Below are 25,805 nucleotides of genomic sequence, written 5' to 3' on the forward strand. Positions count from 1 at the left end.
GTATCTCCCATCACCCGCGAAAGCGAAACGCAGACACCCTCACCCAACCCTCTCCCAAGGGGAGAGGGCTTTATGGTCGCTTCCGGTCGCAACCGGTCGGGCGCGTTAACGAGTTCATCGCCGCCACGCCTTGCGAACCGCCGACCAACAGCTACAAGCACGCCATGACCGCGATCCGCCTTTTCGGCCTGCCCACCGACATCAACAGCAGTTTCGAACGCGGCGCCGCGGGTGGACCCGCAGCGATCCGCGCGGCGCTGTTCAGCGACCGCGGCAATCTGGCGAGCGAGCTTGGGCCGGAGATCGGCACGGACATCGCCTTCACCGACGACGGCGACCTGCCGCTGACCGAAGATACAGTGCGCGACGACGCCGCGATCCGCCGTCATGTCGCGATGCTGTTCGAGGACGGCGAGGTGCCGCTGGCGCTCGGCGGCGATCATGCGGTGACGTTTCCGTTGGTCGAAGCGGTGGCGACGTGCGCCGGTCCAGTGACGATCCTGCATATCGACGCGCATCCGGACCTCTACGACGATTTCGAAGGCAATCCGCGCAGCCATGCCTCGCCGTTCGCGCGGATTTGCGAGGCGGGGCATGCGGTGCGGCTGGTGCAGGTCGGGATCCGGACGCTGAACGCGCATTGCCGCGAACAGGCGGCGCGCTTCGGGGTCGAGATCGTCCCGATGGCCAGCTTCACCCCCGACGCGGTGCCGGTGCTGGACGGCCCACTGTATATTTCGATCGACATGGACGGCATCGACCCGGCGGCGGCGCCGGGCGTCGCGCACCCCGAGCCCGGCGGGCTGACGGTGCGCGAACTGCTCGCCATATTGCACAAGCAGACCGCGCCGATTGTCGGGGCCGACATCGTCGAGCATCATCCCGGCCGCGACATCGGCGACGTCACCGCGATCCTCGGTGCCAAGCTGGTGCGCGAGCTGGCGGCGCTGATCGACCGCAACGGACCCTATCAAGCCTGACCATCGAGAGGAAAATATATGAGCCTGATCGTCCACCACCTCAACAACAGCCGCTCGCAGCGCATCCTGTGGCTGCTCGAGGAAATCGGCGCGCCGTATGAGGTCAAATTTTACGACCGCGACGCGACGACCAACCTGGCGCCGCCCGAACTGATCGCGGTGCACCCGCTCGGCAAGTCGCCGGTGATTTCGGATGGCAGTCGCGTGATCATCGAATCGGGGGCGATTACCGAATATCTGTGCGAGCGGCACGGCGGCGGGCATCTGGTGCCCGAGCGCGGCAGCGACGACCATATCAGCCACCTCGAATGGCTGCATTTTGCCGAAGGGTCGGCGATGACCCCGATCCTGCTGCGCATCTACACCGCGCGGCTGGGCGAAGCCGCGGCGCCACTTGAGCCGCGGATAAACCAGCAGCTCGATGCGCATTTCGCTTATATGGAGAGCCGCGTCGGCGATAACGGCCATTTCATTGGCGACGGCCTGTCGGCGGCCGACATCATGCTGAGCTTTCCGGCCGAAATCGCGATCATGCAGGGGATGGCGCCGCGCTATCCCAAACTCGCGGCGTTCGTGAACGCGTGCCACGCGCGACCGGCCTGGCAGCGCGCGCGCGAAAAGGGCGGCGCCTATTATGGCTATTGACCGGCGGCGCTGGCTGCCGCTCGCCGCGCTGGGGTTGCTCGCCAGCGCGGCTGCGGCGCAGGTTCCGCCGCTCGGCGCCGAGGTCGAGCGGAGCGCGACGGGCGCCGACGGCGCGCCATTCACCGTCGCGGCGGCCGACGAAAGCGCGGCGATGGGCCGCTTTGCCGCCTATACGATGGCGCTGGCGAAGCGCGATTATGCTGCGGCCTATGCGATGCTGCGCCTGTCGTTCCAGGCGTCGAACCCGCGGCTCGAATGGGAAATGAACCTGCGCAAGCGCCCGACGCTGTGGGCCGACGGCACGCTCCGGGTGCTGCGCGTCAGCTGGTACGCCGACCCGGCCGGGCAGCCGGCGGGGCTTTACGCGGCGTTCGATTTCCGCGGCGATCGCAAGGACGGGACGATGGATTGCGGCTATGTCGTCGTCCATCGCACCGCGCCCGGCGCCGACTGGACCGTCGTGCGCACCGACACGTCGGAAGTGCCGGCGGCGCTGATCGAGGAGGGGGTGCCCAAGGCCGATGTGCTGCAGCAACTGCCCTGTTATCTGGGCAAGGGAATCGCGACCGCCTTTTGATTGTTGTGCCCGATCGGTCTGATCGGCGTTTCCCGGCTTGTCGCACCGCGTCAAAGTGCCTAATTCGCGCGGATGACATCGACCAACGACATTCGCCGCTCCTTCCTCGACTATTTCGCCGGGGCCGGGCACCATATCGAGCCGTCGGCGCCGCTGGTGCCGCACAACGACCCGACGCTGATGTTCGTCAACGCGGGCATGGTGCCGTTCAAGAATGTCTTTACCGGGCTGGAAAAGCGGCCGTACCAGACCGCGGTGTCGGCGCAGAAATGCGTCCGCGCCGGGGGCAAGCACAACGACCTCGACAATGTCGGCTTTACCGCGCGCCACCACACCTTCTTTGAAATGCTGGGCAATTTTTCGTTCGGCGACTATTTCAAGGAACAGGCGATCCACCATGCCTGGACGCTGATCACCAAGACCTGGGGGCTGGCGCCCGAGAAACTGACCGCGACCGTCTATCACACCGACGACGAGGCGTTCGACCTGTGGAAGAAGATCGCCGGCCTGCCCGACGAGCGGATCATTCGCATCGCGACCAACGACAATTTCTGGTCGATGGGCGACACCGGGCCGTGCGGGCCGTGCAGCGAAATCTTTTACGACCATGGCGACCATATCTGGGGCGGCCCGCCGGGATCGCCCGAAGAGGACGGCGACCGCTTCGTCGAAATCTGGAACCTGGTGTTCATGCAGTACGACCAGCAGCCGGACGGCGCGCGCATCGACCTGCCGCGGCCGAGCATCGACACCGGCATGGGGCTGGAACGCGTTGCGGCGGTGCTGCAGGGGGTCCACGACAATTACGACACCGACACGTTCAAGGCGCTGATCGCCGCGTCGGTCGACCTGACGCACGTCCCCGCCGAGGGCGCGACGCAGGCGAGCCACCGCGTGATCGCCGACCATCTGCGCGCCGCGAGCTTCCTGATCGCCGACGGGGTGCTGCCGTCTGCCGAGGGTCGCGGTTATGTGCTGCGCCGGATCATGCGCCGCGCGATGCGCCACGCGCACCTGCTGGGCGCCAAGGACCCGCTGATGTACCGGTTGCTGCCGTCGCTGACCGCCGAGATGGGCGCCGCCTATCCCGAGCTGATCCGCGCCCAGCCGCTGATCGCCGAGACGCTCGAGCGCGAGGAGGTCAAGTTCCGGCAGACGCTCGACAAGGGGTTGAAGCTGCTCGACGAGGCGACCGCCGGCATGGGCCAGGGCGCGACGCTGCCCGGCGACGTCGCGTTCAAACTCTATGACACCTATGGTTTTCCCTATGACCTGACCGAGGATGCGCTGCGCACGCAGGACATCGCCGTCGACCGCGCCGGTTTCGACGCCGCGATGGCGCAGCAGAAGGCGGCGGCGCGTGCGGCGTGGAAGGGCAGCGGCCAGAAGGCGTCGGAGGAAATCTGGTTCGACCTGGCCGAAGCGAACGGCAGCACCGAATTCACCGGTTACAGCGGCACGTCGGGTGAAGCGACGGTGATCGCGCTGGTCAAGGACGGCGCGCCGGTCGATGCGGCCGAGGCGGGCGACGAGTTGGTCGTGCTGACCAACCAGACGCCCTTCTATGGCGAGAGCGGCGGCCAGATGGGCGACAGCGGCGTCATCGCGACGCTGGGCGGGGCGAAGGCTTCGGTCAGCGATACCGGCAAGCCGCTCGGACGCCTGCATGCGCATCAGGCGAAACTGGAGGCAGGGACGCTGAAGGTCGGCGATACGGTGCAGCTGACGGTCGATGCCGAGCGCCGCGACCGCATCCGTGCCAACCACAGCGCGACGCATTTGCTGCACGCGGCGCTGCGCAATCGCCTCGGTGGGCATGTGACGCAGAAGGGCAGCCTGGTGGCCGAGGACCGCTTCCGCTTCGACTTTTCGCATCCCAAGGCGCTGACGCCCGAGGAAATCGCCGACGTCGAGGCCGACGTCAACGCGCAGATCCGCGGCAACGAGGCGGTGACGACGCGGCTGATGACCCCCGACGATGCCGTCGCAGCGGGCGCGCTGGCGCTGTTCGGCGAGAAATATGGCGACGAGGTGCGCGTGCTGAGCATGGGCAAGGCGACCGACAATCATTATTCGGTCGAGCTGTGCGGCGGCACGCATGTGCGGGCGCTGGGCGACATTGCGTTGCTCAAGATCATCGGCGAGTCGGCGGTGTCGTCGGGGGTGCGGCGGATCGAGGCGCTGACCGGCGAGGCGGCGCGGCAATGGCTGAACGGCCGCGACGAGGCGCTGAAAAGCGCGGCGGCGGCGCTCAAGACCTCGCCCGACGATGTCCCGGCGCGCGTCGCGCAGCTGGCCGAGGCTTTGAAGAAGGCCGAGCGCGAGCTGGCCGATGCGAAGAAAGCCCTGGCCATGGGCGGCGGCGGCGGTGCGATCGGGCCGGCGGCCGAGCAGGTCGGCGACACCGCGTTCATCGCGCAGGTTGTCGACGGGCTCGATCCCAAGGAACTCCGGGGCACGGTCGACGGGCTGAAAAAGCAGGTCGGCAGCGGCGTCGCGATGCTGGTCGCGGTCAACGACGGGCGCGCTTCGGTCGCGGTCGGGGTGACCGAGGGGGTGGCGCATAACGCGGTCGACCTCGTCAAGCTCGCGGTCGCGGCGCTCGGCGGGCAGGGCGGCGGCGGGCGGCCCGACATGGCGCAGGGCGGTGGTCCCGACGGCGGCGCGGCCGATGCCGCGGTCGCCGCGGTCAAAGCCGCGCTGACTTGAAACCGACCAAGAAAACGCGGCGCACCGATCATGCCGAACGGCTGATCGCGGCGCCGCTGATCGACGTGTTCGCGGCGTTCACCAGCGCCGACAAGCTGGCGCGCTGGTTGCCGCCCGAGGGCGCGACCGGGGCGTTCGAGCATCAGGACCTGCGCGCCGGCGGCGGTTTCCGGCTGCGGCTGACCTTCGACGACCCCGATGTCGAGACCAAGAGCGACGACGACAGCGATGTCGTCGCGGTGCATATACCGGTGCTCGACGACGGGCGGCTGATCGTATGGGAGGTCGAGTTCGACTCGGACGATCCGCGCTTTTCGGGGACGATGGCGATGCACTGGTATCTGTCGCGGCAGGGCGGCGGCACGCTGGTGACGATCGACGCGCACCATGTGCCGCCGGGGATTTCGGCGAAGGATCATGTGGCGGGGTTGAATAGCTCGCTGGCGAATTTGGCGGGGCTTGTGGAGGGATAACGCGGGTCCTTGTCTGGATTCGCGCAGAGATCGCAGAGGTCGCAGAGGATTTGTTCACGCGGAGACGCGGAGGAAGGAGAGATGGGCGGCTTTGCCGCCTTTTTCTTTTCTCTGCGTGCTCTGCGATCTCTGCGCGAATATTTTTTTCTCCGCGTCTCCGCGTCTCCGCGTGAACCCGTGAAAAACCGTGCGTCCTCTGCGTCGGTGATGGAGGGATAAGGCCATCTCAAATCCCGTTCGCATCGAGCCCTTCGACTGCCTTGCAGGCGCTCAGGATAAACTTCGACCTTTGGTCGAAGTCGAGATGCCCCTCGGTGGGGCGTTACCTCGATGGGTGTCTCGACTTCGCTCGACACGAACGGCATTGGTAGGTGGCCTAACTCTCCACCCCCCTTGCTTTCCCCCATGCCCGCGCCGCCGTATATCCGAGATAACCCGTCCCGAAGAGCGCGTAGAGCGGTTCGGGGATGCCGGCGAGATAGGCGTTCATGCCCCGCGCGATACCCTCCGCCATCTCGGGCCGTGCCGCGGCGATCAGGCCCATCGGGATCGCCCACAGCAGCAGCGCATACATGACATAGAGGAAGCTCGGCCTGGCGCGGCTGGTCCACGGGTCGGCGCTGTTCGCTTCGGCGACGATCGCGGTCATCCGGGTGCGGATCGCTTCCATTTCCTGGCTGCCCTCTATTTTGAGCAGCTCCAGCTTGGCGCGATCGCGCGCTTCGGGGTCGGGAATGATCTTGTCGATCAGCTTGGCGATGGGGCCGATCAGGCCTTCGATGATGCTCATTCCATTACTCCTGTGCGTTCAAAGTTCAGGGAAGTTCAGCCCAATGGCGCGCTGCGCAGCATCAATGAGGGCCAATCCGGTTGGCGAGCCAGCCGTAGAGGAAGGCTTCCTGGCTCGGGCGGCGTTCGGCGAGGGCGATGTAGCGTTCGCCCTGCAGCGCCTCCATCGCGCGCAGCAGCACGGTCTCGCCGCCGGGGGCGCGGGTGCGCAGGAAGGCGTCGAGCGCCGACAGGGTGCGCGGCCCGATGGCGCGGTCGACCGCAATGTCGGGATAGTCGCGTGCGGTGCGGTTGAGCGCGTTGAGCGCGCGCTGGAGGAAACCCGCCGCGGTCCCGGTGCCCATGTTGACGCCGGTGTCGAACAGTTCGGCGGCGATCAACGGCGCGCGCAGCGCGACGCGATCGAAGCCGGGGCGGAGCCAGTAGAGACGGCGATAGATCGCCGCCGCCTCGTCACGGGCAAGGTCGCGCATCGCGCCGGCATAACCCTCGGCGCGGGCGACCGCTTCGGTGATTCCCCAGCAGGTCGGGCCGCCGCGGTCGGCGGGGTGGTTTACATAACGGCCTTCGCGGTTGATGACGGCGTCGATCAGCGCGTCGGTATCGCCGGGCGCGGGTTCGGATCGTGGCATGATTCGCTCCTGTGGTTTGTTGGACGTATATAACGAACCATATTGGAACAATGTAGGAAAGGCTTTTTTCGATGCGGGCACTGCAGGTCAGCGAATTGCTCCCCGGCCATGCCGGCGCCGGGCTGGTCGACATGCCGGTGTCGGTGCCGGGGCCGGGCGAGGTGCGGGTGCGGGTGCGCGCGGCGGCGGTCAATTTTCCCGACCTGTTGATGACGCGCGGCGAATATCAGCTGAAGCCCCCGCTGCCGTTCGTGTCGGGGCTGGAGTTCGCGGGGGAGGTCGATGCGCTGGGCGCGGGGGTCGAGGGCTGGCAGGTCGGCGACGCGGTGGTCGGCGGCAACCGTTTCGGCGCGATGGCCGAATATTGCGTCGTCCCGGCTGCGGCGCTGCGCGCCAAACCCGCGGCGCTGTCGTGGGACGAAGCGGCGGCCTATCCGGTCGCCTATCTGACCGCCTATGTCGCGCTGGTCCGCTGCGCACGCGTCGAGCCCGGCGAATGGGTGCTGGTCCACGGCGCCGCGGGCGGGGTCGGGCTGGCGACGGTCGACCTGGCCAAGGCGCTCGGCGCGAGGGTGATCGCGGCGGCGGGCAGCGCCGACAAGCGCGCGGCGATCGCGCGGCTGCACGCCCCCGACGCGGTGATCGACGGCGGACCGGGGTTCCGCGAGCGAGTGAAAGCGCTGACCGGCGGCGCGGGGGCCGACGTGATCTTCGACCCCGTCGGCGGCGATGTGTTCGACGAATCGACCCGCTGCATCGCGTTCGGCGGCCGCCTGCTGGTGATCGGTTTTGCGTCGGGGCGCATTCCGGAGGTTTCGGTGAACATGCCGCTGATCAAGGGATTCGCGGTCGTCGGGGTGCGCGCGGGAGAATATGGCCGCCGTTTTCCGGACCGCGGCGCCGAGAATATCGCAGCGATCGACGCGCTGGCGGCGGCGGGCACGATCCGCCCGCACGTCCACGCGGCGCTCGACCTCGCCGACTGGCGCGAGGGCTTTGCGATGCTCGAACGGCGCGAGGTGGTGGGCAAGGTGGTGCTGAAACCGTGACGAACCGAACCCGCCTGCCATAGTTTTGCGACGCCTGAGCTGTCATGTGAGCGCCGGGGCATCCCGGCGACGTCGCCGACCATGACCAAAAGGACGAAATATGCAGAAATTGACGATGATGGCCGCGGCGATCGCGCTGGCTGTGCCGGCGATGGCCATTGCGCAGCCGCCGCAGGACGACGGCCGCCTGTTCGCGATGATCGACACCAATGGCGACGGCAAACTGGACAAGGCGGAAGTCACCAAAATGGCCGAAATGCGCGCGCAGCGCCAGGGCGACGCGACCATGGCGTCACCCGAAAAGGTCGATGCCTTCATCAAGCATGTCGACGCCAATGGCGATGGGGTGATCGACAAGGCGGAAATCGGCGCGATGCGCGGCGCGCGCGCCGGGGCGCCGCCGCCGGAGGCGCCGCCGACCGCGGACTAAACGCGAGCGCGGGCGGCGGCTGTGGCCACTGCCCGCCATTCGCGAGAATTTGCTTGTTGAAAATTGGTCGGGACGAGAGGATTCGAACCTCCGACCCCCACACCCCCAGTGTGATGCGCTACCAGGCTGCGCTACGTCCCGACCGGCCCGATTGGGCAGGCGAGGCCCCTAGCGCGGCTGGCGCGGCGATGCAAGGCTCTCCTGAGTAAGGGCGAAGCGCGGTGCAGGGCGGGCGATATCGATGCTGCCCGTCTTGAACGCGCCGGCCGCCGCCCCATTTCAGACGCGCTTGCCACGGGGGCGGGCGCAGCGACCGGTTGCGTGTCAGCCCCCTGCGTGATAGGCGCCGCGCCATATTCTGTGCCGCCGTTCCATGGGGAACGGGCGGCGCATTCGAACGGAAAGTCTTTCATCCATGTCGACGACATTGCTTCTGACCCAGGCGGCCGGATCGGGGGGCGGGGCGGCCGGTTTCCTGATGCTGGTGCCCTATCTGCTGATCTTTGTGGTGTTCTGGTTCTTCCTGATCCGTCCGCAACAGGTGCGCGCGAAGGAACATCGCGCCAAGATCGCAGCGGTGAAGCCGCGCGACCAGGTCGTCACCGGCGGCGGTATCGTCGGCAAGGTGACGCGCGTCGACGATGATTTCGCCGACGTCGAAATCGCGCAAGGGGTGAAGATCAAGGTCGTCAAGGCGACCCTGGCGGACGTCCTCCAGCCCGGCGGCAAACCCGCCAACGATTGACCCGGCACCGCCGCACCCGCGGCGACGCCCCGGCATACCGGAATCCAACCATGCTCGATTTCCCCCGCTGGAAGACCGTCAGCATCAGCCTGATCCTGCTGCTCGGCATCATTTTCTCGATCCCCAGCTTTCTGCCCGAAAAGACGTTCGACAGCCTGCCGGGCTTTGTCCAGACCAAGGTCAATCTGGGGCTCGACCTGGCGGGCGGCAGCCATCTGCTGCTCGAGGCCGACATCGACGACCTGCGCAAGACGCAGCTGACCACGATGGAAAAGACGGTGCGCACCGCGATGCGCGGTGAGCGCGGGCCCGACGACGACATCGCGATCGGCGAACTGTCGACCGCGGGCAACCGGATCAGCTTCCTCGTGCGGGACCAGGCGCAGCTCGACGATGCGCGCGATCGCCTGTTCAACGAAACGCAGGGCGCGGCGATGACCGGCCAGCGCGACTGGCGGATCGATATCGTCGACACCACGCGCATCGTGATGACCCCGACCAGCGCCGGACAGACGCAGGCGGTGGCCGATGCGATGGATGCGGCGCGCGACATCATCGACAAGCGCGTCAACGACCTGGGCACGCGCGAGCCGACGATCATTCGCGAGGGCAATGATCGCGTCGTCGTCCAGGTGCCGGGCCTGCAGGATCCGGCGGCGCTGAAGGAATTGATCGGCAAGACCGCGCGGCTGGAATTCCGCATGGTCGATGCCAACGCCGACCCCGCCGAAGCGGCGGCGGGCCGCGTGCCGGTGGGCAGCGAGATCGTCCCCTATGCCGAAGGCGAAGGCAATGGCGCGCCGTTCGAAGTGCTGCGACGCCAGGTGATGATCAGCGGCGAGCAGCTGATCAACGCGCAGCAGAGTTATGATTCGCAGAGCAATGTCCCGGTCGTGACGATCCGGTTCGATTCGAGCGGGTCGAGCACCTTTGCCAAGGTGACGGCGCAAAGCGTCGGCAAGCGGTTCGCGATGGTGCTCGACGGCAAGGTGCTGTCGGCGCCGTCGATCAACGAACCGATCCTGGGCGGCAGCGCCCAGATTTCGGGCAGCTTCACCGTCGCGACCGCCAACAATCTGGCGATTTCGCTGCGCTCCGGCGCGCTGCCGGTGAAGATGGCGGTGGTCGAGGAACGCACCGTGACCCCCGAACTGGGCGCCGATTCGATCCGCAAGGGCGTGATCGCGGGCATCATCGCCACCGTCGCGGTGCTGACGCTGATGGTGCTCGTCTATGGCCGCTTCGGTGTCTATGCCAATATCGCGCTGTTCTTTAACGTGTTCCTGATCATCGCCATCATGGCGGCGTTCAATGCGACGTTGACGCTGCCCGGCATCGCCGGGTTCGTGCTGACGATCGGCGCCGCGGTCGACGCCAACGTGCTGATCAACGAGCGAATACGCGAAGAGTTGAAGCGTGGGCGAAAAGTCTTTCAGGCGGTCGAACTGGGATATTCCGAGGCCAGCCGCGCGATTTTCGACGCCAACGTCACCAACGTCATCGCGGCGGTGCTGATGTTCTGGTTCGGTTCGGGCCCGATCAAGGGGTTTGCGGTGGTGCTGACCATCGGCATCGTCACCAGCGTGTTCACCGCCGTCACCGTCACGCGCGTGTTTGTCGCACATTGGCTGCGCGCCAATCGTCCGACGACGATCAATATTTAAGGAGCGACACTGATGCGCCTGCTCAAACTCGTTCCCGACGACACCAACATCGATTTCCTGCGGTGGCGGAAAGTCGCCTCGTTCATGAGCTTTTTCCTCGTGGTGGTGTCGATCGCGCTGGTGGCCGTCAAAGGGCTCAACCTGGGGGTCGACTTCGTCGGCGGCCAGTCGGTGCGCGTCGAATTCGCGCAGGAAATGCCGCCGATCGACGAGATTCGCGACAAGGTCGGCGAGATCGGCCTGGGCGAGCCGACGATCCAGCAATTCGGATCGGACAAGGCGATATCGATCCGCACCGCGCTGCCCGAGGGCGACAAGTCCGTCGCGGAGCGCGCGGGGCAGCAGCTGGTATCGGGAATCCAGAAGGCTTTCCCGACGGCCACGACCGGATCGGTCGAGACGGTGTCGGGCAAGGTGTCGGGCGAATTGATCCGCACCGGGGCGATCAGCCTGGGCCTCGCGATCATCGGCATTTCGATCTATATCTGGATCCGCTTCGAATGGCAGTTCGGGGTCGGGGCGCTGGGGCGCCTGTTCCACGAGGTGTCGCTGACGTTCGGGCTGTTCGCGGTCACCCAGATGCAGTTCGACCTGAACAGCGTCGCGGCGCTGCTGACGATCGTCGGTTATTCGCTCAACGACACGATCGTCGTCTATGACCGGATCCGCGAAAACCTGAAGAAATATCGCAAGATGGAGATTGTGCCGCTGCTCAATCTCAGCATCAACGAGACGCTGTCGCGCACCGTCATGACCACGCTGGCGATGGTGCTGGCGCTTGGCGTACTGCTGCTTTTCGGCCCCGACGTGATCTTCGGCTTTACCGCCGCGATGCTGTTCGGGGTGTTCATCGGCGGTTATTCGTCGGTGCTGATGTCGACGCCGGTTCTGGTCTGGCTGAAGGTCGGACCCGACAGCTTCGTCCCACGCACCAGCGCGGCGATGGACGGCGGCGAGCGGGTGGCGAGCAAGACCGACGACGGCGCGGTCGTTTAGGCCGTAATCTTCGAACTATTCGTCAGACCTCGCACAGCGGCGCAAATGTGCGGCCAGCTCGCGGCCGTTGCGCGGCCAGTCGAAGCGGCCATCTAGCGTCGCCGCCACCGCTGTCGGTGCCGGCGGGGCGGCGAGGATTTCCGTGACCGCTGCGGCGATCGCCGGCGGGGTGCGCGCCACGATGCGCCCCGCGATCGGCGAGGTCACGAGCTCGGCGGCGCCGCCGGCATCGCTGATCACGATCGGCGTGCCGCACGAGAGCGCCTCGACCCAGGCGTTGGCCAGCCCCTCGCTCACCGACGGCATGACGACCGCGTCGGCGGCGCGGTAGAGCTGCGACAGGTCGGCGTTGGCGACGGCGCCGAGAAAATGGACGCGGGGGGCGACGCCGAGGCGCTCGGCCAGCGCGCGGTAACGGCCTTCCTCCTCACCGGCACCGGCGAGCCAGTAATGGACGCCGGGCAGCGCCGCCAGCGCCTCGATCACCAGCGCCTGTCCCTTGCGCGCGATCAGCGCGCCGACGGTGACAATCGCGGGCGCGTCGTCCATGCCGAGCGCAGCGCGCGCCGCGGCGCGGTCGCCGGGGGCGAAGCGCGCGGCGTCGATGCCCGTGTAATGGACCGACACCTTCGCCGGATCGATACCGATCGCCGCCATGTCGTCGCGCATCGCCGCGGAGACCGCAAGCAGACCGGCGGCCTTCGCGGCCGCCGCGACCACTTGCGGGCGTGTCGCCGGGTCATGACCGAAGTGGCTGATGTCGGCGCCGCGCGCCTTGACCGAAAAGGGCAGGCCGAGCGCCGCGGCAACGCGCATCGCGGCGGGGCCGTCGGGATAGAAGAATTGCGCGTCGATGACGTCCGGTGCGGCGGCGCGCGCGATCGGCAGGACGACGCGCGCGATGGCGGCGGGGTTGAAGCGCGCGCCGATTTTCGGGAGCAGGGTGAAGCGCGGACGGCGGACGATCAGCCCGTTCCAGTCCTCGTGCAGCGGCAGGTCGCGCAGCGCGCGGTAGCGCGGGTGGAGCGACAGCGGGAAGGGTGGCAGGCCGACCGGCGCGACGATGGTGAGTTCGACGCCGGGCTCCGCTGCGAGCGCGCGCAGGCTCTTTTCGACGAACAGCCCGAAGTTGGGGCGGGCGGCGTCGGGGAACAGCGTCGCGATGCTGAGGACACGGAGGGTGGTCATTCGTTATCCCTCCCACGTTCGTGCTGAGCTTGTCGAAGCACTGTTATGTCTTTCATCGCGACAGAGAAGGACGGCCCTTCGACAATCTCAGGGCGAACGGACATGGGTTACAGCGTGCGCAGCAGCCGCACCGCGACCGCGGCCCAAGGCGGATTGCCGACGACCTGTTGCCGGGCGCCGGCGCCGAGCGGCAGCAGGTGCAGCTTTTCGCCATCGACGCCGAGCAGGCGCGCAAAGAAGAAGCGCCCGGCGGGGCGCGGGACGAGCAGGTCGCGATTGAGCGCCTTGGCCCAGTCGCCCTCGATGCGGCGGCACCAGATTTCGTCGCCGGCGCGATAATCGCCGATCGACGAGGTGACGCGCACCGCGATCATGTCCTCGGCCGGACGCGCGGTGAGCGCCTGTTCGACGCGCGTCGGCGCCTGCGCGCCATCGGCGCCGAGTAGCGCGGTGATCGTGAGCTGGGTATCCTGCGGCAGTTGCACCAGTTCGGCGGCCTCGACCCCGAGCGCGGCGGCGATGCGGTTCATCCACCCAAGCGACAGGGTGCGGGTGCCGGTTTCGAGGCGGCCGATCGTCTGCGCGGTCGTCGGCGGGTCGCAGCGCGCGCCGACCTCCTCGAGCGTCAGGCCCTTGGCGCGGCGGACGGCGCGAATGCTGTTGATCATCGCATATTCCCTCAATAACCAAATCGGTTTCTTCTTTCCTACAAAATAATCCAGTGTCAAGCGGGTTGTGCAGACAAGGAGATTCGCATGACCGCACGCCGCCTCGAAACCCGCCTCCATCCGGACGACCGGATCGACCCGGGCAAGACGGGACCGCAGGTGATGCGGCATGTGACGGTCAATGTCGCCGAAAGCCCGGTCGCGTGGCTGGCGTCGCGCGGGATGCTGACGGCGGCGCAGCTCGCCGCGGGGGAACGGCTGCGCGCCGACTATGAACGCGCCGGGCTGGCGGCGCGGGTGACGATGCGTTGGGATGCTGCGCCGCCGGGCAAGGGCCGCGGCGGTACCCGCGCGTCCGATGCATCGCTGGCGCGCATCGACGCGCATCGCCGTTTTCATGGCGCGCTCGATGCGGCGGGGCCGGGGCTGGCCGATATCTGCTGGCGGGTGATCTGCGCGGGCGAGGGGATCGGCTGCGCCGAAAAGGGTCTCGGCTGGCCGGCGCGCTCGGGCAAACTGGTGCTCGGGCTGGCGCTCGACCGGCTGGCGCGCTTTTACGGGACGGGGTGAGGGCGAGGGTAGTCGCGCGCTGGCCGGGGGCGGCGTGGCGGCTAACGACCAATTGCAGTCATTGCCGCGCCGACGTAGGCTAATCCAAAGCGGGGTCGTGTCCAAAGGAGGCCGATTGTGAGTACTGAAGAACTGGTCCCAAACTCGGTCGCGGCGACGATGGCGGTATCCAATGCGGCTTTTGCTGCGCTATGGCCCGTTCTCAAGCGCCAAAATGCGGACGAAACGGTAGGTTATTCTGAATTTCTTCAGTGGCGCGCGCATTTTGTATTTATGCGCTTCCGAGCCAGACACCTAGACCGAATTCTAATAAAAAAGTGTCATGATTTGCTGAAATATGACGACCTCTTCGACGATGAACGGAAAGATCTTCTAAATGTGATCGACATGTTCGATGCCATCAGAAACCGGCCCGGGTTGCGCGATGAATAGCGGCAGCTAACCACCCATATCCACCGGTTGCCACCGCTCCGGCGTGATGTCCGCAAACGACCAGAAGCTGCCCTACTTAACCCCGTTCGCATCGAGCGAAGTCGAGATGCCGATCGGCGTGGTGTGAGGTCGAAGGGTGTCTCGACTTCGCTCGACACGAACGGATTGGGGGATGGCCTTTGACGAGCAGTTGCGGACGTAAATGCGGTGTACCCCGGCGAAAGCCGGGGTCCAGGGCGTCATCACGCAAGGCCAGCTTTCCAACGCTCTGGGCCCCGGCTTTCGCCGCGGTACAGAAATGAGCAAACGTCCGCTCCCCACCCCTAAGCAGTCATCGATTCGGGCGAGCGGGTTATTCCAGGGTGACGCGCTGTCCTATTTCGGGCGCGCGCTATACCCCGCCGCTTTGCGCAGTTCGTCGGCGTCCATGACATAACCGTCGCTGACCACCGTCACGACGCGGCGCAGCGCGCCGAGGTCGGTGGAGGCGTCGCCGTCGACCAGCACCATGTCGGCTTCCTTGCCGACCGCGATCGAACCGGTGCGCTGGTCGGCGCCGACGACGCGGGCGGGGAGGATGGTGGCGCTCTGGATCGCCTCGGCGGGGGTGAAACCCGCCTGGCGGTAGATTTCGAGCTCGCGGATCAGCTCGATCCCCCAGCCGTCGGTGCCCGCGACGATCGGCACGCCCGCCCGGTGCAGGCGGCCGACGAGGTCGACCATCTTGGCATAGCTTTTGCGATAATCGTCGCGCGTCAGCCCCTCGACGAGCGGATAACCGCCGCTGGTGAACGCCGAGCGTTCGACGACGGGCGAGATGATGCCCATATAGGGGGCGTAGGCGGGATGCGGCGTGCCGCCGTCCTGCGTCAGCATGCCTTCGAAGATGACAATCGTCGGATCGACGATCGTCTGGCGCTTCGCGAGGTCGGCGATGAAGCCCTTCATCAGCGGGGCGTCGAGGTCGACGTCCTTGAAATAGCGCGCCGGGCCTTCCATCCGCTGGCGCGTGTTCGCCTTGTCGATCACCTCGCGCGGCATCGCTTCCATGACGACGAAATTGAGGTGGGTCAGCTCGTCGTAGCCCGCGGCGACCGCCTCGCTGGGCTTCATCGTCGCCGGGACATGGCCGTGGACGTGGAGGCCGAGCCTGTGCGCCTCGGTCGCCGCGGGGGCGATCCATGCCGGGTTCATCGAGGTGTAGAATTTCACCCCCCACAGCCCGGCAGCCTTGACGCGGCGGACGGCGGCGATCGCTTCCTCGGCGCTGCTCACCACCTCGGCGCCCTGCGCCGCGAGCGGATCCTTCTTGTCGATGATGACCGAGATGAAGGGCTCGCCCATCAAGAGGCTGCCGTCGGCGCGGCGCTTCGTCGCCTCGACCGCGCGGTCGAAGGTGGTGCCGGGGCTGCGGAAGCTGGTGATGCCGTTCGCCATGTTCGACAGCACGTCCCAGTCGTCGCCGATGTGGAGGTGGCTGTCCCAGATGCCGGGGACGAGGGTCTTGCCCTTGCCGTCGATGACGCGCGCGCCGGCGGGAGCCTTGAGCGAGCCGGCGGCGCCGATTGCCGCGATCTTGCCGTCCTGCGCGAGCACCGCGCGGGCGGGCAGAAACGCGCCCTTGTCGGCGTCGAACAGCTGGACATTGTCGAACAGCACCGGGGCTTTCGCGGCGGCGGTGAGGAAGCGTTCAGCGATGCCAGCGACCGCGGCGGCGGTCGCGGCTTCCTGCGCGTCGCGGAGCTGTTTGAGCGCGCCTTCATAACCCGCGGGGATCACCGAGATGTAGCTGATGTCGGCGAAATAGCGCTGCCGATCGTCGAGCCAGACCGGTAACGGCGAGGGAAGAATGCCGCTGATGAAGGCGAGCTGGACCGTTTTCGGGCCGTTCGGACCCGCGATCGTCTGCTGGCCCGCGAGCGTCATGCGGCCTTTGCCGCTGGGCAGGAAATCGAGCCCGGCGTCGCCGGCGGCGGCGAGCGCGTCGATCAGCGGCGCGTTGGCGATGCCGACCCCGCCGGCCGGAATATACCAGCCGCCCGCGGCAGCCTCGCCGGCGTCGGTGGCGGTTTTCCAGGTCGCGCGGCCGTCGGCGACGCGATACGCCTCGGCGGCGTCGCCCGACATGGTGATGCCGCGCACCGTCGTCGCGGCGATCGTGCCGTCGGGCGTCAGGGTGGTGACCTGGTCCATTTCGGTGATCCAGCCGCGCAGCTCCTGCGACCAGCGATAGGCGGTGCGGCCGTCGGGAAGCTGCCAGCGCCACTGATCGCCATGCTTGCCGGCCTCGGACACCACGACATATTTCACCGCGTCGGCGGGCGGTTTGAGCAGATCCTCCTTGGGGACAGGCTTCGACGCCGCCGCGGGGGCGGCGGGTGCCTCATGCGCTATGGCCGGCAGGGTGGCGGTCGAGGCCAGCAGGGCGGCAGTCAAAAGCAGGCGCATCGTCAAATCTCCCCAATCGCAAAGTGCGACGGTGGTAGGGGCATTCGGGCCGGCGAAGCAAGTTGCGACCAAGGGCGGCGCGGCTTCGATGAATGCGATCGTCGCCCCCGCGCAGGCGAGGGCGACGGTTCAGTCGCGCTTTTGCAGGCTTACCACCGCGTGGATTGGCAGTTCGGCGTAAAGGTGCGGAAACAGCGCGCCGCCGCGCGCTTCCTCCCACCGCACCGCCTCGCCGAGACATACCAGGTCGATCTCGGCGATCATCAGCGGCGACTGGCCCGCGAAATGCTTGGCGATCGTGGCGTCGAGCTGTTCGGCGGTCGAGAGGTGGATATAGCCGTCGGCGATGTCGACCGGGGCGCCGCGGAACACGCGTTCGCGTTCGAAATCGGCCCATTGCTGCGGGGTCAACACCTTGAAGGCAGTTTTTTTCAAGACTCGAGTGTCCTTCTGAGAGTGGCAATCAATTCAGCTCGAAACTGGTCTGGATTGCCAGTGTCCCAACATACCGTTGTGCAATGGTTTGTGTCGAAGTGAGTCTTGGCTTCTTCGAACTTTTTTCGTTCGCAGATATATAGAACTGGCTTCCCCAGACCTTCGGCATATCCCGCTTCCCAATAAGCTCCCGCATTGTCGTGCGTGAGATCAACTAAAACAAATCTGGCATCTCGAATTTTTACTCGAAGAATGTTGTCTATGAGGCCGGCCTGCGAAACGTCTCTCATGTCAAAGAGATCCATTCCGATCGATTGTACGGCCGGCTTGATGTGGTCATTGAGGAAAGGGTCAAGTATGACGTCGTTAAATTTAAGTGCAATAAATCCATAATTTCCGGATAGTTCTCCAGCGATCTCGTCCTCATAGCTTTGCCAACCAGCCAACGTTAGGCGCAAATCGATGAAGTCATGTCCATCTTGGGTGGAAGCATCGGTTCCCACGAGAAGGCCGCGCTCAATTAGCTCTTCGATTATCTGACATGCTCCCTCTCTGGAGTAGCAGCCAACAGAGGAAGGGAAGAACGGAGAAAGCCCTTCGATCGCTTCACCGGTCTTCCGGGTTTGATCTCCTATGTACCTTATAATATTTGCTGCCTGCAGTGCGGGCGTAGGGCACGTAATTCGATTCTCAAGCACCAACTGGACTAGCTCGTTGTCTACCCAGAACACATCATCGGTACCTCTCTTGGGTTGTCTTAAAAATATCCAGTGTGATAGCGCAGCTCGCTGCGGCAAAGACAGGTGTCCATTTACGTCGCGTAGGTAATCGTCCAGCACTTCGTCGGTGGCCATGTATGTTCCGCACACTGGACAGTCGTATCGAATGTTCCCAGAGTGCGAAGGCGTAACCTTGCACGCGAAGCCATCATTCGATCTACACACTGCACAACTAGCCATCGACATTATTACTCAAGAGAGCTTGGAGATTCCGCCGCGCCCTCTTCTGCCTCGGTTTCCTCTTCGCTGTCCTCGATCAGCGCCGCGGAGACGACATGCTCGTTGTTCGACACGTCGAACAGACGGACGCCCGCCGAGCCGCGGCCGATGACGCGCATCGAATCGAGCCCCATGCGGATCAGCTTCGCCTGATCGGTGACCAGCATCAGCTGATGCGCCTTGGTCGCGGGGAAGCTGGCGACGACGAGGCCGTTGCGGGCGATATTGTCGATATTGGTAATCCCCTGGCCGCCGCGGCCGGTGCGGCGATATTCATAGGCCGACGACAATTTGCCATAGCCGTTGGCGCAGACGGTGAGGATGAACTGTTCGCGCGCGGCGAGTTCGTCCATGCGGTCGGCGGGCAGCGTGGGCGCGTTTTCATTGTCCTTCCACGGCGCGGCGCGCAGATAGGCTTCGCGCTCGTCGCCGCTGGTGCCGACGCGGTGGAGGATCGACAGCGAGATCACCTCGTCGCCCGACGCGAGGCGCATGCCGCGCACCCCGGTCGAATTGCGGCTCTGGAATTCGCGGACGTCGTCGCCGGCGAAGCGGATCGCCTTGCCCTGGCGGGTGGCGAGCAGGACATCGTCGCTTTCGTCGAGCAGCGCGACGCCGATCAGCCGGTCGTCCTCGTCCTCACCTTCGAACTTCATCGCGATCTTGCCGTTCGAGGGGACGTTGGTGAAGGCGTCCATGCTGTTGCGGCGCACGCTGCCCTTCGCCGTGGCAAACATGACGTGGAGCTTGCCCCACTCGGTCTCGTCCTCGGGCAGCGGCAGCACGGTCGAGATCGTCTCGTCCTTGCCGAGCGGCAGCAGGTTGACCATCGGGCGGCCGCGGGTGGCGGGTCCGCCCTCGGGCAGGCGCCACACTTTCATCCGGTACACTTTGCCGAGGGTCGAGAAGAACAGCACCGGGGTGTGCGTCGAGGTGACGAACATTTCGGTGACGACATCCTCGTCCTTCGTCGCCATGCCGGCGCGGCCCTTGCCGCCGCGACGCTGCGAGCGGAAGGTGTCGAGCGTGGTGCGCTTGATGTACCCGTCCATCGTGACGGTGACGACCATCTCTTCGCGCTCGATCAGATCTTCGTCGTCGATGCCGTCGGCGGCGGGGGCGAGCTGGGTGCGGCGCGGCTTGGCGAATTCGTCGCGCACCGCGATCAGCTCTTCGCGCATCACGGCGATCAGCTTGTCGCGGTTGGCGAGGATGCTCAGCAGCTCCTCAATCTCGTCAGCCAGTTCCTTGAGTTCCTTGCCGATTTCATCACGGCCGAGCGCGGTGAGGCGATGCAGGCGGAGGTCGAGGATCGCCTTCACCTGAACTTCGGACAGGCGATACGAAGCGCTATCGTCGAGCTCGCCGTCGATCGCTTCGACCAGACGGATATAGGGCGCGATGTCGCCGACCGGCCATTCGCGCGCGAGCAGCGCTTCGCGCGCGGCGGCGGGGCTGGGCGAGCCGCGGATGATGCGGACGACCTCGTCGAGGTTGCTGACCGCGACGACCAGGCCGAGCAAGATATGCGCGCGGTCGCGCGCCTTGTTCAGCTCGAACTTGCAGCGGCGGGTGATCACTTCTTCGCGGAAGTCGATGAACGCCGACAGGATCGTCTTCAGCCCCATCATTTCGGGGCGGCCGCCGCGGATCGCGAGCATGTTGGCGGGGAAGCTCGACTGCGCCGGGGTGTGGCGCCATAGCTGGTTGAGCACGACCTCGGCGGTCGCGTCGCGCTTCAGTTCGATGACGACGCGGACGCCCTCGCGGTTCGATTCGTCGCGAATGTCGGAGACGCCCTCGATGCGCTTGTCGCGCGCCGCTTCGGCGATCTTCTCGACCAGTCCCGACTTGCCGACCTGGAACGGAATCGACGTCAAAACAATCGACTGACGGTCGTTCCTGCCTTCTTCGATGATGTGCGTCGCGCGCATCATCACCGACCCGCGGCCGGTGGCATAGGCGTTGCGCGCGCCGCCCTGGCCCAGCATCAACGCGCCGGTCGGGAAATCGGGGCCGGGGATGATAGCCATCAGCTCGTCGAGGGTAATCTCGGGATTGTCGATCGTCGCGAGCGTCGCGTTGATCACTTCGCCGAGGTTGTGCGGCGGGATGTTGGTCGCCATGCCGACCGCGATGCCGCCCGCGCCGTTGACGAGCAGGTTCGGGTAGCGCGCGGGCAGGACGGTCGGTTCGGATTCGGAGCCGTCATAGTTCGGCTGGAAATCGACCGTATCCTTGTCGAGATCGCCGAGCAGCGTGTTCGCGACCTTGGCGAGGCGCGATTCGGTGTAGCGCATTGCCGCCGGCGGATCGGGGTCCATCGAGCCGAAATTGCCCTGGCCATCGACGAGCGGGACGCTCATCGACCAGTCCTGCGTCATGCGGGCAAGCGCGTCGTAGATCGAGCTGTCGCCGTGCGGGTGATATTTACCCATCACGTCGCCGACGATGCGCGCCGATTTGCGATAGGGACGGCCCGCGACATAGCCGCTTTCGAACGCCGAGTAGAGGATGCGCCGGTGCACCGGCTTCAGCCCGTCGCGCACGTCGGGCAGCGCGCGGCTGACGATCACACTCATCGCGTAATCGAGGTAACTGGTCTTCATTTCGTCGACGATGTTGATCGGCGAAATGCCGTCTTCGAACGGCGGCGTCGGCGTATTTTCTTCGGTCAAGACCCGGCCTTTTTTCTGCTTTTCGGGAGGTGGCTTTTCCCTAGCCGACGGGGACGGCAAATGCCAGCGATTCGGTCGATTTTCAGGGAATGATTTCGCTGCCGTCCCACGCGAAAATCCGGCCGTTTGCGGCGGGCGTCAGCGCATCGATCACCCGCAGCAGATTGGCGGCGGCGGCGGGCGCGGGGGTGAGGGCTCCGGGTGGCACGCCGCGCTGGAACGGCGCCGACAGGCCGGTGTCGACGGTGCCGGGGTGCAGCGCGACGACGAGCGCGTCGGGGTTGCGCCGCGCCTCGGCAATCGCGAAGCCGCGCGCCAGCTGGTTGAGCGCGGCTTTCGAGGCGCGGTAGCTGTACCAGCCGCCGCTGCGATTGTCGCCGATGCTGCCGACGCGCGCCGACAGCATCGCGAAGACGGTGCGTCCGCGGCGCGGCAGCAAGGGCAGGAAATATTTGGCGATCAACGCCGGGCCGATCGTGTTGACGGCAAAATTGCGCGCCATCCACGCGGGGTCGATGTCGGCGAGCTTTCGTTCGGGCTGGTGCTCCGGATCGTGAAGGAGGCCGGTCGCGACGATCACCAGCCGCGGCGGCGGGCCGCTGTCGCGAACCAAAGCTGCGGCGGCCGCGACCGACGCTTCGTCAGTGATATCGATGTGGTGGGGGGCGGGGGACGACCGCGCGAAACGGTCAATGACGTCATGGCGTCCGCCAGCCTCGAGCGCGTCGGCGAGCGCGGCGCCGATGCCGCCCGATGCGCCGATGATGATGGCCGATCCGCGATCTGTCACGCGGGCGGGGTATCACGCGGCCCGGCGGCGCGACAAGCGATGCTTGCCAAACCGGCCCGGCGCCATATGACGGTCGGCTGTGGCGTTTCAACATCATCGTGCCCGCCGATGGCCCTGATCGCGCTGATCGGCGCCAGCGAAGTCGTGCCCGACGGCGGGCTGCGCGCGCTCGTCACCGTCGCTGGCGAAACGCTGATCGAGCGGCAGGCGGCGCGGCTGGCCGACGTCGGCGTCACCCACATCGCGGTGGCCGTCGGCGCCGTGCCGTCAGAGCTGCTGACGACGTGCGACCGCATTCGCCGCCGCGGCATGAAGGTGACACCGGTGCGCGCCGCCGCCGACCTGATGGCGCTGGTCGAGGGCGACGACCGGATCATTCTGGTCGCCGACGGATTGCGCGCGGGCGGCACCCATTATGCCGCGATCGCGCGGCCCGGATCGCCGGCGATCCTCGTCACCGGCGACACCGTGCTGACGCAGGGGTTCGAACGCATCGACGCGACGCGGCGCTGGGGCGGCCTCGCGTCGATTTCGCAGCCGATGGTCGCCGAACTGGCGGCGATGCCGGGCGAATGGGACATGATGCTGACGCTGCTGCGCCTAGCGGTGCAGGCGGGGGCGCGGCGGCTTTATTGCGAACCGGCGCTGTTCGAACAGGGCGACATCGCGGTGATCTCCGATCGGCCGACCGCGGCGCTGATCGAGCGGTCGAGCCTGCAACGCGTCGAATATGGCGGGATGGGGCTGGGGCGTTCGGCGATCATGATGCCGCTCATCCGGCTGGCCGGCCCGCTGCTCGTGAAATCGCCGGCGACCGCGCGCTATCTGCCCTATGGCACCGCCTTGCTGTGGGTAATCGTCGCGCTGCTCGCGGCGAGCGGGCTTGCAGCGGCGGGGGCGCTGGTCGCGATCGTCGGCGGGCTGGGCCTCGCGGCGATGCGCTTCCTGGCGGCATTCCGCGCCGAAAGCGCGGCGCAGGACCGGGTTCGCGACGTCATCCGCACCTTCGCCCTGATCTTGCTCGCGATCTTCCCATGGCTCGTGTCGCTCGCCGGCCCGACGCACCAGATGCCCCCGTTTTCGGAAGCCGCGCTGGCGCCATGCCTGGCCGCCACCATCGTGCTGGCGCGGGTGCTTTACGAGGATGCGGGGGCGAAGCGGCGGTTTCACTGGCTGCTGCCCGACGCCGACCAGGCGTGGATCATGCTGGCGCCGGCGCTGCTGTTCGGTCTGGCGCCGCTGATGTTCGCGATCCTGCCGCTGCTCGCGCTGTTGCAGATGCTGCTCTGGCTGCGGCTCGCGCACCGCCCCGAAGCGAGCGGCGACCCCAGCTAAAACAAAGCGCTTCAAGGTTTAGCGCGCATTAACGCCATGCTGGTATTGGCGGATGCGAATGGCCGATTCTTTCCTCTCGCCCGGCATCGACCCGCCGTCGCCGACGCTGTCGGCGCGCCTGCGCGAGCTTGCCGCATTTCTGGCCGCGCCGGGCGCCGGGCGGCTGACCGAGGAACAGCGGGCGCTGGCGCTCGGCATCGCGCGGCGGCTGGTTGCCGACGCGGCGGTGCGGATCGACCCCGCGCTCGACGCCGACGCCATGTGGCACAACTGGCTGACCGAAGGCCTGCCTGGCGCCGACCGGCTGGCGCCGCTGTGTTTTGCGCGCGCCGAAGAGCATCGCTGGCGCGAGCAATCGGCGCAGCGGGCGGCAGTGGCGCCGCTCGTCGCCGGTACCGACGATGTAGCGGAAGACCCCGCCACCGTAGCGGACACGGCCATGTCGGCGATAGACCGCGCCTATCTGACGCTCCGCATCGCCGATCGCCGCCGGTTCGATGCGCTCGGCAACCCTTGCCTCGCGCCCGCCGACCTTGGCGGCGACGTCTGGCGCGCGCTGTTGCTCGACGTTGCCGCATGGCGGCTGGTCGCGGCGGCGCGCGACCCGGCGCTCGCCGCGCGGCTGGGCGAGGCGGTGCGCGCCGAACTCGCGCGCCACGCCGACGCCGCCGGGATCGATCGCGCCGCGGCCGCCTATCATGAACTGCTCGATGCGGCGGGCGCCTTGCCCGAAACCGCCGCCACGGCGATCGCCCGCCACGACTGGCCGACGCTGGTCGGCCTTGCCGCCGCGGCGTCTCACCGCAGCTATGGCGAAATGGCGCTGGCGCTGCTGACCGCCGAGGCGGCGGCGCTGCCGTCGCTGCTCGCCCCGCTTCGCATCGAACGCTCCGCGCTCGCGCCGCTCGAGGCGTCGCTGGCGATGCTGGCCGACCGCGCGGTCGCGGCGGGCGGCACCGCCGCCGACGATTATGCCGCGCTGCTGCAGGCCCGCGCCGATGCCCTGTCTTCACCGGGCGACGGCGGATGATCGAGGAGCGCATCGTCCGCGGGCGGATCGACCGTCTTGGCGCGCTGGTCAGCGCCGACGCGCCGCTGTTGCGGCTGCAGGTGCGCGCCGGCGCGGCGCTCGGTACGCCGCTGGCGCTGCCGCATCTGGCGCGGCTGGTTGCGCTCGCTCAGCGGCTGCAGCGCGATATCAGCCGCCCGCTCCATGCCGCCGACGACCATAGCGACGTCCATGCGCTGGTCCGCATCTTGCCCGATGCCGACGGCACCAGCCTGGAGATCAGCGACTGGCGCACGCGCGGCGTTACCGCGCCGCAGGTGCCGGCGGCTGGCGCGGCAGCGGCGACGCCGCACGGCTGGGCCTGGGAATGCGATCAGCAGTTGCGGCTGGTCGCGCTCTACACCGCGCCCGGCGCGCCGCCGGTCCCGACCGATTGGGAAGGCCGATCGCTGTCCGAACTGTTCGAATTGCAGCCCGACGACGACGGCCGCTTTGCGGTGCTGCGGGCGCTGGCGCGGCAATCGCGTTTCGACGGCCAGCGCGTTCGTGTCGCCGGCGCCGACGGCTCGGCCGCGATGATTCTGGCGGGCGAGCCGTTGTTCGACGCCACGGCGCGCTTCACCGGGTTTCGCGGCACCGCCGCTCCGGGAGCCGAACCGGTCGCCGAGCCGATCGCTGCCGGGGCGTCGGCGCGGATCGACCCCGCATTCGGTTCGCTGCCGCTATCCGATCCGCAGTTCGGGCGCCGCATCGACGGCGCGCTGCGCGGGCCGCTCAGTCGCATCATCGCCACGGCCGAGACGATCTCGGGCCAGTTCGACGGACCGATCCGCGCCGATTATGCCCGCTATGCCGGCGATATCGCGCATGCCGGACGGCATCTGCTCGGGCTGGTCGACGATCTGGCCGACCTGCAGAATATCGAGCGGCCAGGGTTCAAGGCGGCGCGCGACGAAATCGACCTTGGCGATCTGGCGCGGCGCGCGGTCGGCCTGCTCGGCATGAAGGCCGAGGAAAAGGGCATCCGCATCGACGCCCCGCGCACCGACGACAAGGCGCCCGCGACCGGCGAATTCCGCCGCGTGCTGCAGGTGCTGCTCAACCTGCTCGGCAATGCGATCCGTTACTCGCCCGACAATTCGCTGATCTGGATCCGCGTCGACCGCGACGGGGATCGCGCGACGGTGACCGTCGCCGACCAGGGACAGGGCATCGACGCCGAGCAGCAGGCGGTGGTGTTCGAAAAATTCGAGCGGCTGGGGCGCACCGACAGTGGCGGGTCGGGGCTGGGCCTGTACATTGCGCGGCGCCTGGCGCGCGCGATGGACGGCGACCTGACGGTCGATAGCGCGCCCGGACAGGGGGCACGGTTTACGTTGAGCCTGCCGGCGCGGGATGCGGGATAAAGCCTCGTTTCCGGATATGCGTTGCGGTGCAGAGGTCACGTGTCTCGTGGCGGCCGGGAGTGGCCATCCAAAATCCTCCCCGCTTGCGGGGAGGGGGACCACCGAAGGTGGTGGAGGGGGCCTGGCGGCCTGACGCGGGAGTTGCGTGACGACGCCAAC

At 67.0% G+C, this 25,805-nt stretch carries 24 protein-coding genes and 1 tRNA gene; 15 read left to right on the top strand and 10 right to left on the bottom strand.

The window, feature by feature from the left end; genetic code table 11:
- The first annotated feature begins 164 nt into the window (after positions 1–164).
- The 5 genes from speB to HEQ22_RS04820 all read left to right on the top strand — a co-directional run bounded on the left by speB (position 165) and on the right by HEQ22_RS04820 (position 5,384).
- Complete coding sequence (gene speB, locus HEQ22_RS04800; RefSeq protein ID WP_432770062.1) at positions 165–980, top strand: agmatinase; 816 nt, start codon at positions 165–167, stop codon at positions 978–980.
- Between the two features lie 18 nt (positions 981–998).
- The gene (locus tag HEQ22_RS04805) at positions 999–1,625 is read left to right on the top strand and encodes a glutathione S-transferase family protein (RefSeq protein WP_432770063.1); all 627 of its coding nucleotides are present in this window, start codon (positions 999–1,001) and stop codon (positions 1,623–1,625) included.
- Positions 1,615–2,202, top strand: a complete 588-nt coding sequence (locus HEQ22_RS04810) for a hypothetical protein (protein WP_432770064.1) — start codon at positions 1,615–1,617, stop codon at positions 2,200–2,202. Before HEQ22_RS04805 ends, HEQ22_RS04810 begins: the two co-directional genes overlap by 11 nt.
- Before the next feature lie 72 nt (positions 2,203–2,274).
- Positions 2,275–4,911 carry an alanine--tRNA ligase gene (alaS, locus tag HEQ22_RS04815; RefSeq protein ID WP_432770065.1) on the top strand — a complete coding sequence of 879 codons (2,637 nt, stop codon included), beginning with the start codon at positions 2,275–2,277 and terminating at the stop codon, positions 4,909–4,911.
- Positions 4,908–5,384, top strand: coding sequence for an SRPBCC family protein (locus tag HEQ22_RS04820; protein ID WP_432770066.1), 477 nt, complete (start codon positions 4,908–4,910; stop codon positions 5,382–5,384). Before alaS ends, HEQ22_RS04820 begins: the two co-directional genes overlap by 4 nt.
- A 376-nt stretch (positions 5,385–5,760) precedes the next feature.
- Here the strand turns inward: HEQ22_RS04820 and HEQ22_RS04825 are convergent, their stop codons facing one another.
- Together HEQ22_RS04825 and HEQ22_RS04830 are read right to left on the bottom strand one after the other, a co-directional pair.
- Positions 5,761–6,174 (bottom strand): holin family protein, encoded by a 414-nt coding sequence (locus HEQ22_RS04825; RefSeq protein WP_432770067.1) that lies wholly within the window; start codon positions 6,172–6,174, stop codon positions 5,761–5,763.
- A 61-nt stretch (positions 6,175–6,235) separates the two neighbouring features.
- Entirely contained in the window at positions 6,236–6,805 is a 570-nt protein-coding gene (locus HEQ22_RS04830) for a glycoside hydrolase family 108 protein (RefSeq protein ID WP_432770068.1), read from the bottom strand.
- 71 nt (positions 6,806–6,876) lie between these two features.
- Between HEQ22_RS04830 and HEQ22_RS04835 the strand changes: the two genes are divergently transcribed.
- The gene (locus HEQ22_RS04835) at positions 6,877–7,854 is read left to right on the top strand and encodes an NADPH:quinone oxidoreductase family protein (RefSeq protein ID WP_432770069.1); all 978 of its coding nucleotides are present in this window, start codon (positions 6,877–6,879) and stop codon (positions 7,852–7,854) included.
- 100 nt (positions 7,855–7,954) lie between these two features.
- Positions 7,955–8,284: an EF-hand domain-containing protein gene (locus HEQ22_RS04840; RefSeq protein WP_432770070.1), complete on the top strand. Its 330-nt coding sequence runs from the start codon at positions 7,955–7,957 to the stop codon at positions 8,282–8,284.
- A gap of 64 nt (positions 8,285–8,348) precedes the next feature.
- Here HEQ22_RS04840 and HEQ22_RS04845 read toward each other — a convergent pair.
- Positions 8,349–8,425 (bottom strand) — tRNA-Pro (locus HEQ22_RS04845).
- 274 nt (positions 8,426–8,699) lie between these two features.
- Here HEQ22_RS04845 and yajC point away from each other — a divergent pair.
- Genes yajC through secF form a run of 3 tightly spaced genes read left to right on the top strand, consistent with a single transcriptional unit; the run spans position 8,700 to position 11,689 of the window.
- Positions 8,700–9,029, top strand: coding sequence for a preprotein translocase subunit YajC (gene yajC, locus HEQ22_RS04850; RefSeq protein WP_432770071.1), 330 nt, complete (start codon positions 8,700–8,702; stop codon positions 9,027–9,029).
- A gap of 50 nt (positions 9,030–9,079) precedes the next feature.
- Positions 9,080–10,693: a protein translocase subunit SecD gene (gene secD / locus HEQ22_RS04855; RefSeq protein ID WP_432770072.1), complete on the top strand. Its 1,614-nt coding sequence runs from the start codon at positions 9,080–9,082 to the stop codon at positions 10,691–10,693.
- 12 nt (positions 10,694–10,705) lie between these two features.
- The gene (gene secF / locus HEQ22_RS04860; RefSeq protein WP_432770073.1) at positions 10,706–11,689 is read left to right on the top strand and encodes a protein translocase subunit SecF; all 984 of its coding nucleotides are present in this window, start codon (positions 10,706–10,708) and stop codon (positions 11,687–11,689) included.
- A gap of 15 nt (positions 11,690–11,704) precedes the next feature.
- Here secF and HEQ22_RS04865 read toward each other — a convergent pair whose 3' ends face one another.
- Together HEQ22_RS04865 and HEQ22_RS04870 are read right to left on the bottom strand one after the other, a co-directional pair.
- Positions 11,705–12,877: a glycosyltransferase gene (locus tag HEQ22_RS04865; protein ID WP_432770074.1), complete on the bottom strand. Its 1,173-nt coding sequence runs from the start codon at positions 12,875–12,877 to the stop codon at positions 11,705–11,707.
- A 107-nt stretch (positions 12,878–12,984) separates the two neighbouring features.
- Positions 12,985–13,545, bottom strand: a complete 561-nt coding sequence (locus tag HEQ22_RS04870; RefSeq protein ID WP_432770075.1) for a helix-turn-helix domain-containing protein — start codon at positions 13,543–13,545, stop codon at positions 12,985–12,987.
- Positions 13,546–13,632: 87 nt separating this feature from the next.
- Between HEQ22_RS04870 and HEQ22_RS04875 the strand changes: the two genes are divergently transcribed.
- Together HEQ22_RS04875 and HEQ22_RS04880 are read left to right on the top strand one after the other, a co-directional pair.
- Entirely contained in the window at positions 13,633–14,115 is a 483-nt protein-coding gene (locus tag HEQ22_RS04875; protein WP_432770076.1) for a DUF6456 domain-containing protein, read from the top strand.
- A gap of 117 nt (positions 14,116–14,232) precedes the next feature.
- Positions 14,233–14,547: a hypothetical protein gene (locus HEQ22_RS04880; protein ID WP_432770077.1), complete on the top strand. Its 315-nt coding sequence runs from the start codon at positions 14,233–14,235 to the stop codon at positions 14,545–14,547.
- A gap of 375 nt (positions 14,548–14,922) precedes the next feature.
- On the opposite strand, the gene HEQ22_RS04885 is transcribed toward HEQ22_RS04880, so the two are convergent.
- The 5 genes from HEQ22_RS04885 to HEQ22_RS04905 all read right to left on the bottom strand — a co-directional run bounded on the left by HEQ22_RS04885 (position 14,923) and on the right by HEQ22_RS04905 (position 21,896).
- Complete coding sequence (locus tag HEQ22_RS04885; protein ID WP_432770078.1) at positions 14,923–16,995, bottom strand: amidohydrolase family protein; 2,073 nt, start codon at positions 16,993–16,995, stop codon at positions 14,923–14,925.
- Positions 16,996–17,124: 129 nt separating this feature from the next.
- Entirely contained in the window at positions 17,125–17,430 is a 306-nt protein-coding gene (locus tag HEQ22_RS04890) for a DUF952 domain-containing protein (protein WP_432770079.1), read from the bottom strand.
- Positions 17,427–18,284, bottom strand: a complete 858-nt coding sequence (locus tag HEQ22_RS04895; protein ID WP_432770080.1) for a hypothetical protein — start codon at positions 18,282–18,284, stop codon at positions 17,427–17,429. Before HEQ22_RS04895 ends, HEQ22_RS04890 begins: the two co-directional genes overlap by 4 nt.
- Before the next feature lie 113 nt (positions 18,285–18,397).
- Positions 18,398–21,037: a DNA gyrase subunit A gene (gene gyrA, locus HEQ22_RS04900; protein ID WP_432770942.1), complete on the bottom strand. Its 2,640-nt coding sequence runs from the start codon at positions 21,035–21,037 to the stop codon at positions 18,398–18,400.
- Between the two features lie 151 nt (positions 21,038–21,188).
- Positions 21,189–21,896: an SDR family NAD(P)-dependent oxidoreductase gene (locus HEQ22_RS04905; RefSeq protein ID WP_432770081.1), complete on the bottom strand. Its 708-nt coding sequence runs from the start codon at positions 21,894–21,896 to the stop codon at positions 21,189–21,191.
- Between the two features lie 108 nt (positions 21,897–22,004).
- On the opposite strand from HEQ22_RS04905, the gene HEQ22_RS04910 reads away from it, so the two are divergent.
- Genes HEQ22_RS04910 through HEQ22_RS04920 form a run of 3 tightly spaced genes read left to right on the top strand, consistent with a single transcriptional unit; the run spans position 22,005 to position 25,646 of the window.
- Complete coding sequence (locus tag HEQ22_RS04910) at positions 22,005–23,231, top strand: hypothetical protein (protein WP_432770082.1); 1,227 nt, start codon at positions 22,005–22,007, stop codon at positions 23,229–23,231.
- A 58-nt stretch (positions 23,232–23,289) separates the two neighbouring features.
- Complete coding sequence (locus tag HEQ22_RS04915; protein ID WP_432770083.1) at positions 23,290–24,261, top strand: hypothetical protein; 972 nt, start codon at positions 23,290–23,292, stop codon at positions 24,259–24,261.
- Complete coding sequence (locus HEQ22_RS04920) at positions 24,258–25,646, top strand: sensor histidine kinase (RefSeq protein ID WP_432770084.1); 1,389 nt, start codon at positions 24,258–24,260, stop codon at positions 25,644–25,646. Before HEQ22_RS04915 ends, HEQ22_RS04920 begins: the two co-directional genes overlap by 4 nt.
- Positions 25,647–25,805: the final 159 nt, after the last annotated feature.

The sequence above is a fragment of the Sphingopyxis sp. genome, assembly GCF_050916055.1.
Classification (GTDB): domain Bacteria; phylum Pseudomonadota; class Alphaproteobacteria; order Sphingomonadales; family Sphingomonadaceae; genus Sphingopyxis.

Bases quoted from the DNA above. Each gene is read 5' to 3' on its own strand.
- speB (WP_432770062.1), top strand. From the start codon at position 165: ATGACCGCGATCCGCCTTTTCGGCCTGCCCACCGACATCAACAGCAGT.
- HEQ22_RS04805 (WP_432770063.1), top strand. From the start codon at position 999: ATGAGCCTGATCGTCCACCACCTCAACAACAGCCGCTCGCAGCGCATC.
- HEQ22_RS04810 (WP_432770064.1), top strand. From the start codon at position 1,615: ATGGCTATTGACCGGCGGCGCTGGCTGCCGCTCGCCGCGCTGGGGTTG.
- alaS (WP_432770065.1), top strand. From the start codon at position 2,275: ATGACATCGACCAACGACATTCGCCGCTCCTTCCTCGACTATTTCGCC.
- HEQ22_RS04825 (WP_432770067.1), bottom strand. From the start codon at position 6,174: ATGAGCATCATCGAAGGCCTGATCGGCCCCATCGCCAAGCTGATCGAC.
- HEQ22_RS04830 (WP_432770068.1), bottom strand. From the start codon at position 6,805: ATGCCACGATCCGAACCCGCGCCCGGCGATACCGACGCGCTGATCGAC.
- HEQ22_RS04835 (WP_432770069.1), top strand. From the start codon at position 6,877: ATGCGGGCACTGCAGGTCAGCGAATTGCTCCCCGGCCATGCCGGCGCC.
- HEQ22_RS04840 (WP_432770070.1), top strand. From the start codon at position 7,955: ATGCAGAAATTGACGATGATGGCCGCGGCGATCGCGCTGGCTGTGCCG.
- yajC (WP_432770071.1), top strand. From the start codon at position 8,700: ATGTCGACGACATTGCTTCTGACCCAGGCGGCCGGATCGGGGGGCGGG.
- secD (WP_432770072.1), top strand. From the start codon at position 9,080: ATGCTCGATTTCCCCCGCTGGAAGACCGTCAGCATCAGCCTGATCCTG.
- secF (WP_432770073.1), top strand. From the start codon at position 10,706: ATGCGCCTGCTCAAACTCGTTCCCGACGACACCAACATCGATTTCCTG.
- HEQ22_RS04865 (WP_432770074.1), bottom strand. From the start codon at position 12,877: ATGACCACCCTCCGTGTCCTCAGCATCGCGACGCTGTTCCCCGACGCC.
- HEQ22_RS04870 (WP_432770075.1), bottom strand. From the start codon at position 13,545: ATGATCAACAGCATTCGCGCCGTCCGCCGCGCCAAGGGCCTGACGCTC.
- HEQ22_RS04875 (WP_432770076.1), top strand. From the start codon at position 13,633: ATGACCGCACGCCGCCTCGAAACCCGCCTCCATCCGGACGACCGGATC.
- HEQ22_RS04885 (WP_432770078.1), bottom strand. From the start codon at position 16,995: ATGCGCCTGCTTTTGACTGCCGCCCTGCTGGCCTCGACCGCCACCCTG.
- HEQ22_RS04895 (WP_432770080.1), bottom strand. From the start codon at position 18,284: ATGGCCACCGACGAAGTGCTGGACGATTACCTACGCGACGTAAATGGA.
- gyrA (WP_432770942.1), bottom strand. From the start codon at position 21,037: ATGAAGACCAGTTACCTCGATTACGCGATGAGTGTGATCGTCAGCCGC.
- HEQ22_RS04910 (WP_432770082.1), top strand. From the start codon at position 22,005: ATGGCCCTGATCGCGCTGATCGGCGCCAGCGAAGTCGTGCCCGACGGC.
- HEQ22_RS04915 (WP_432770083.1), top strand. From the start codon at position 23,290: ATGGCCGATTCTTTCCTCTCGCCCGGCATCGACCCGCCGTCGCCGACG.
- HEQ22_RS04920 (WP_432770084.1), top strand. From the start codon at position 24,258: ATGATCGAGGAGCGCATCGTCCGCGGGCGGATCGACCGTCTTGGCGCG.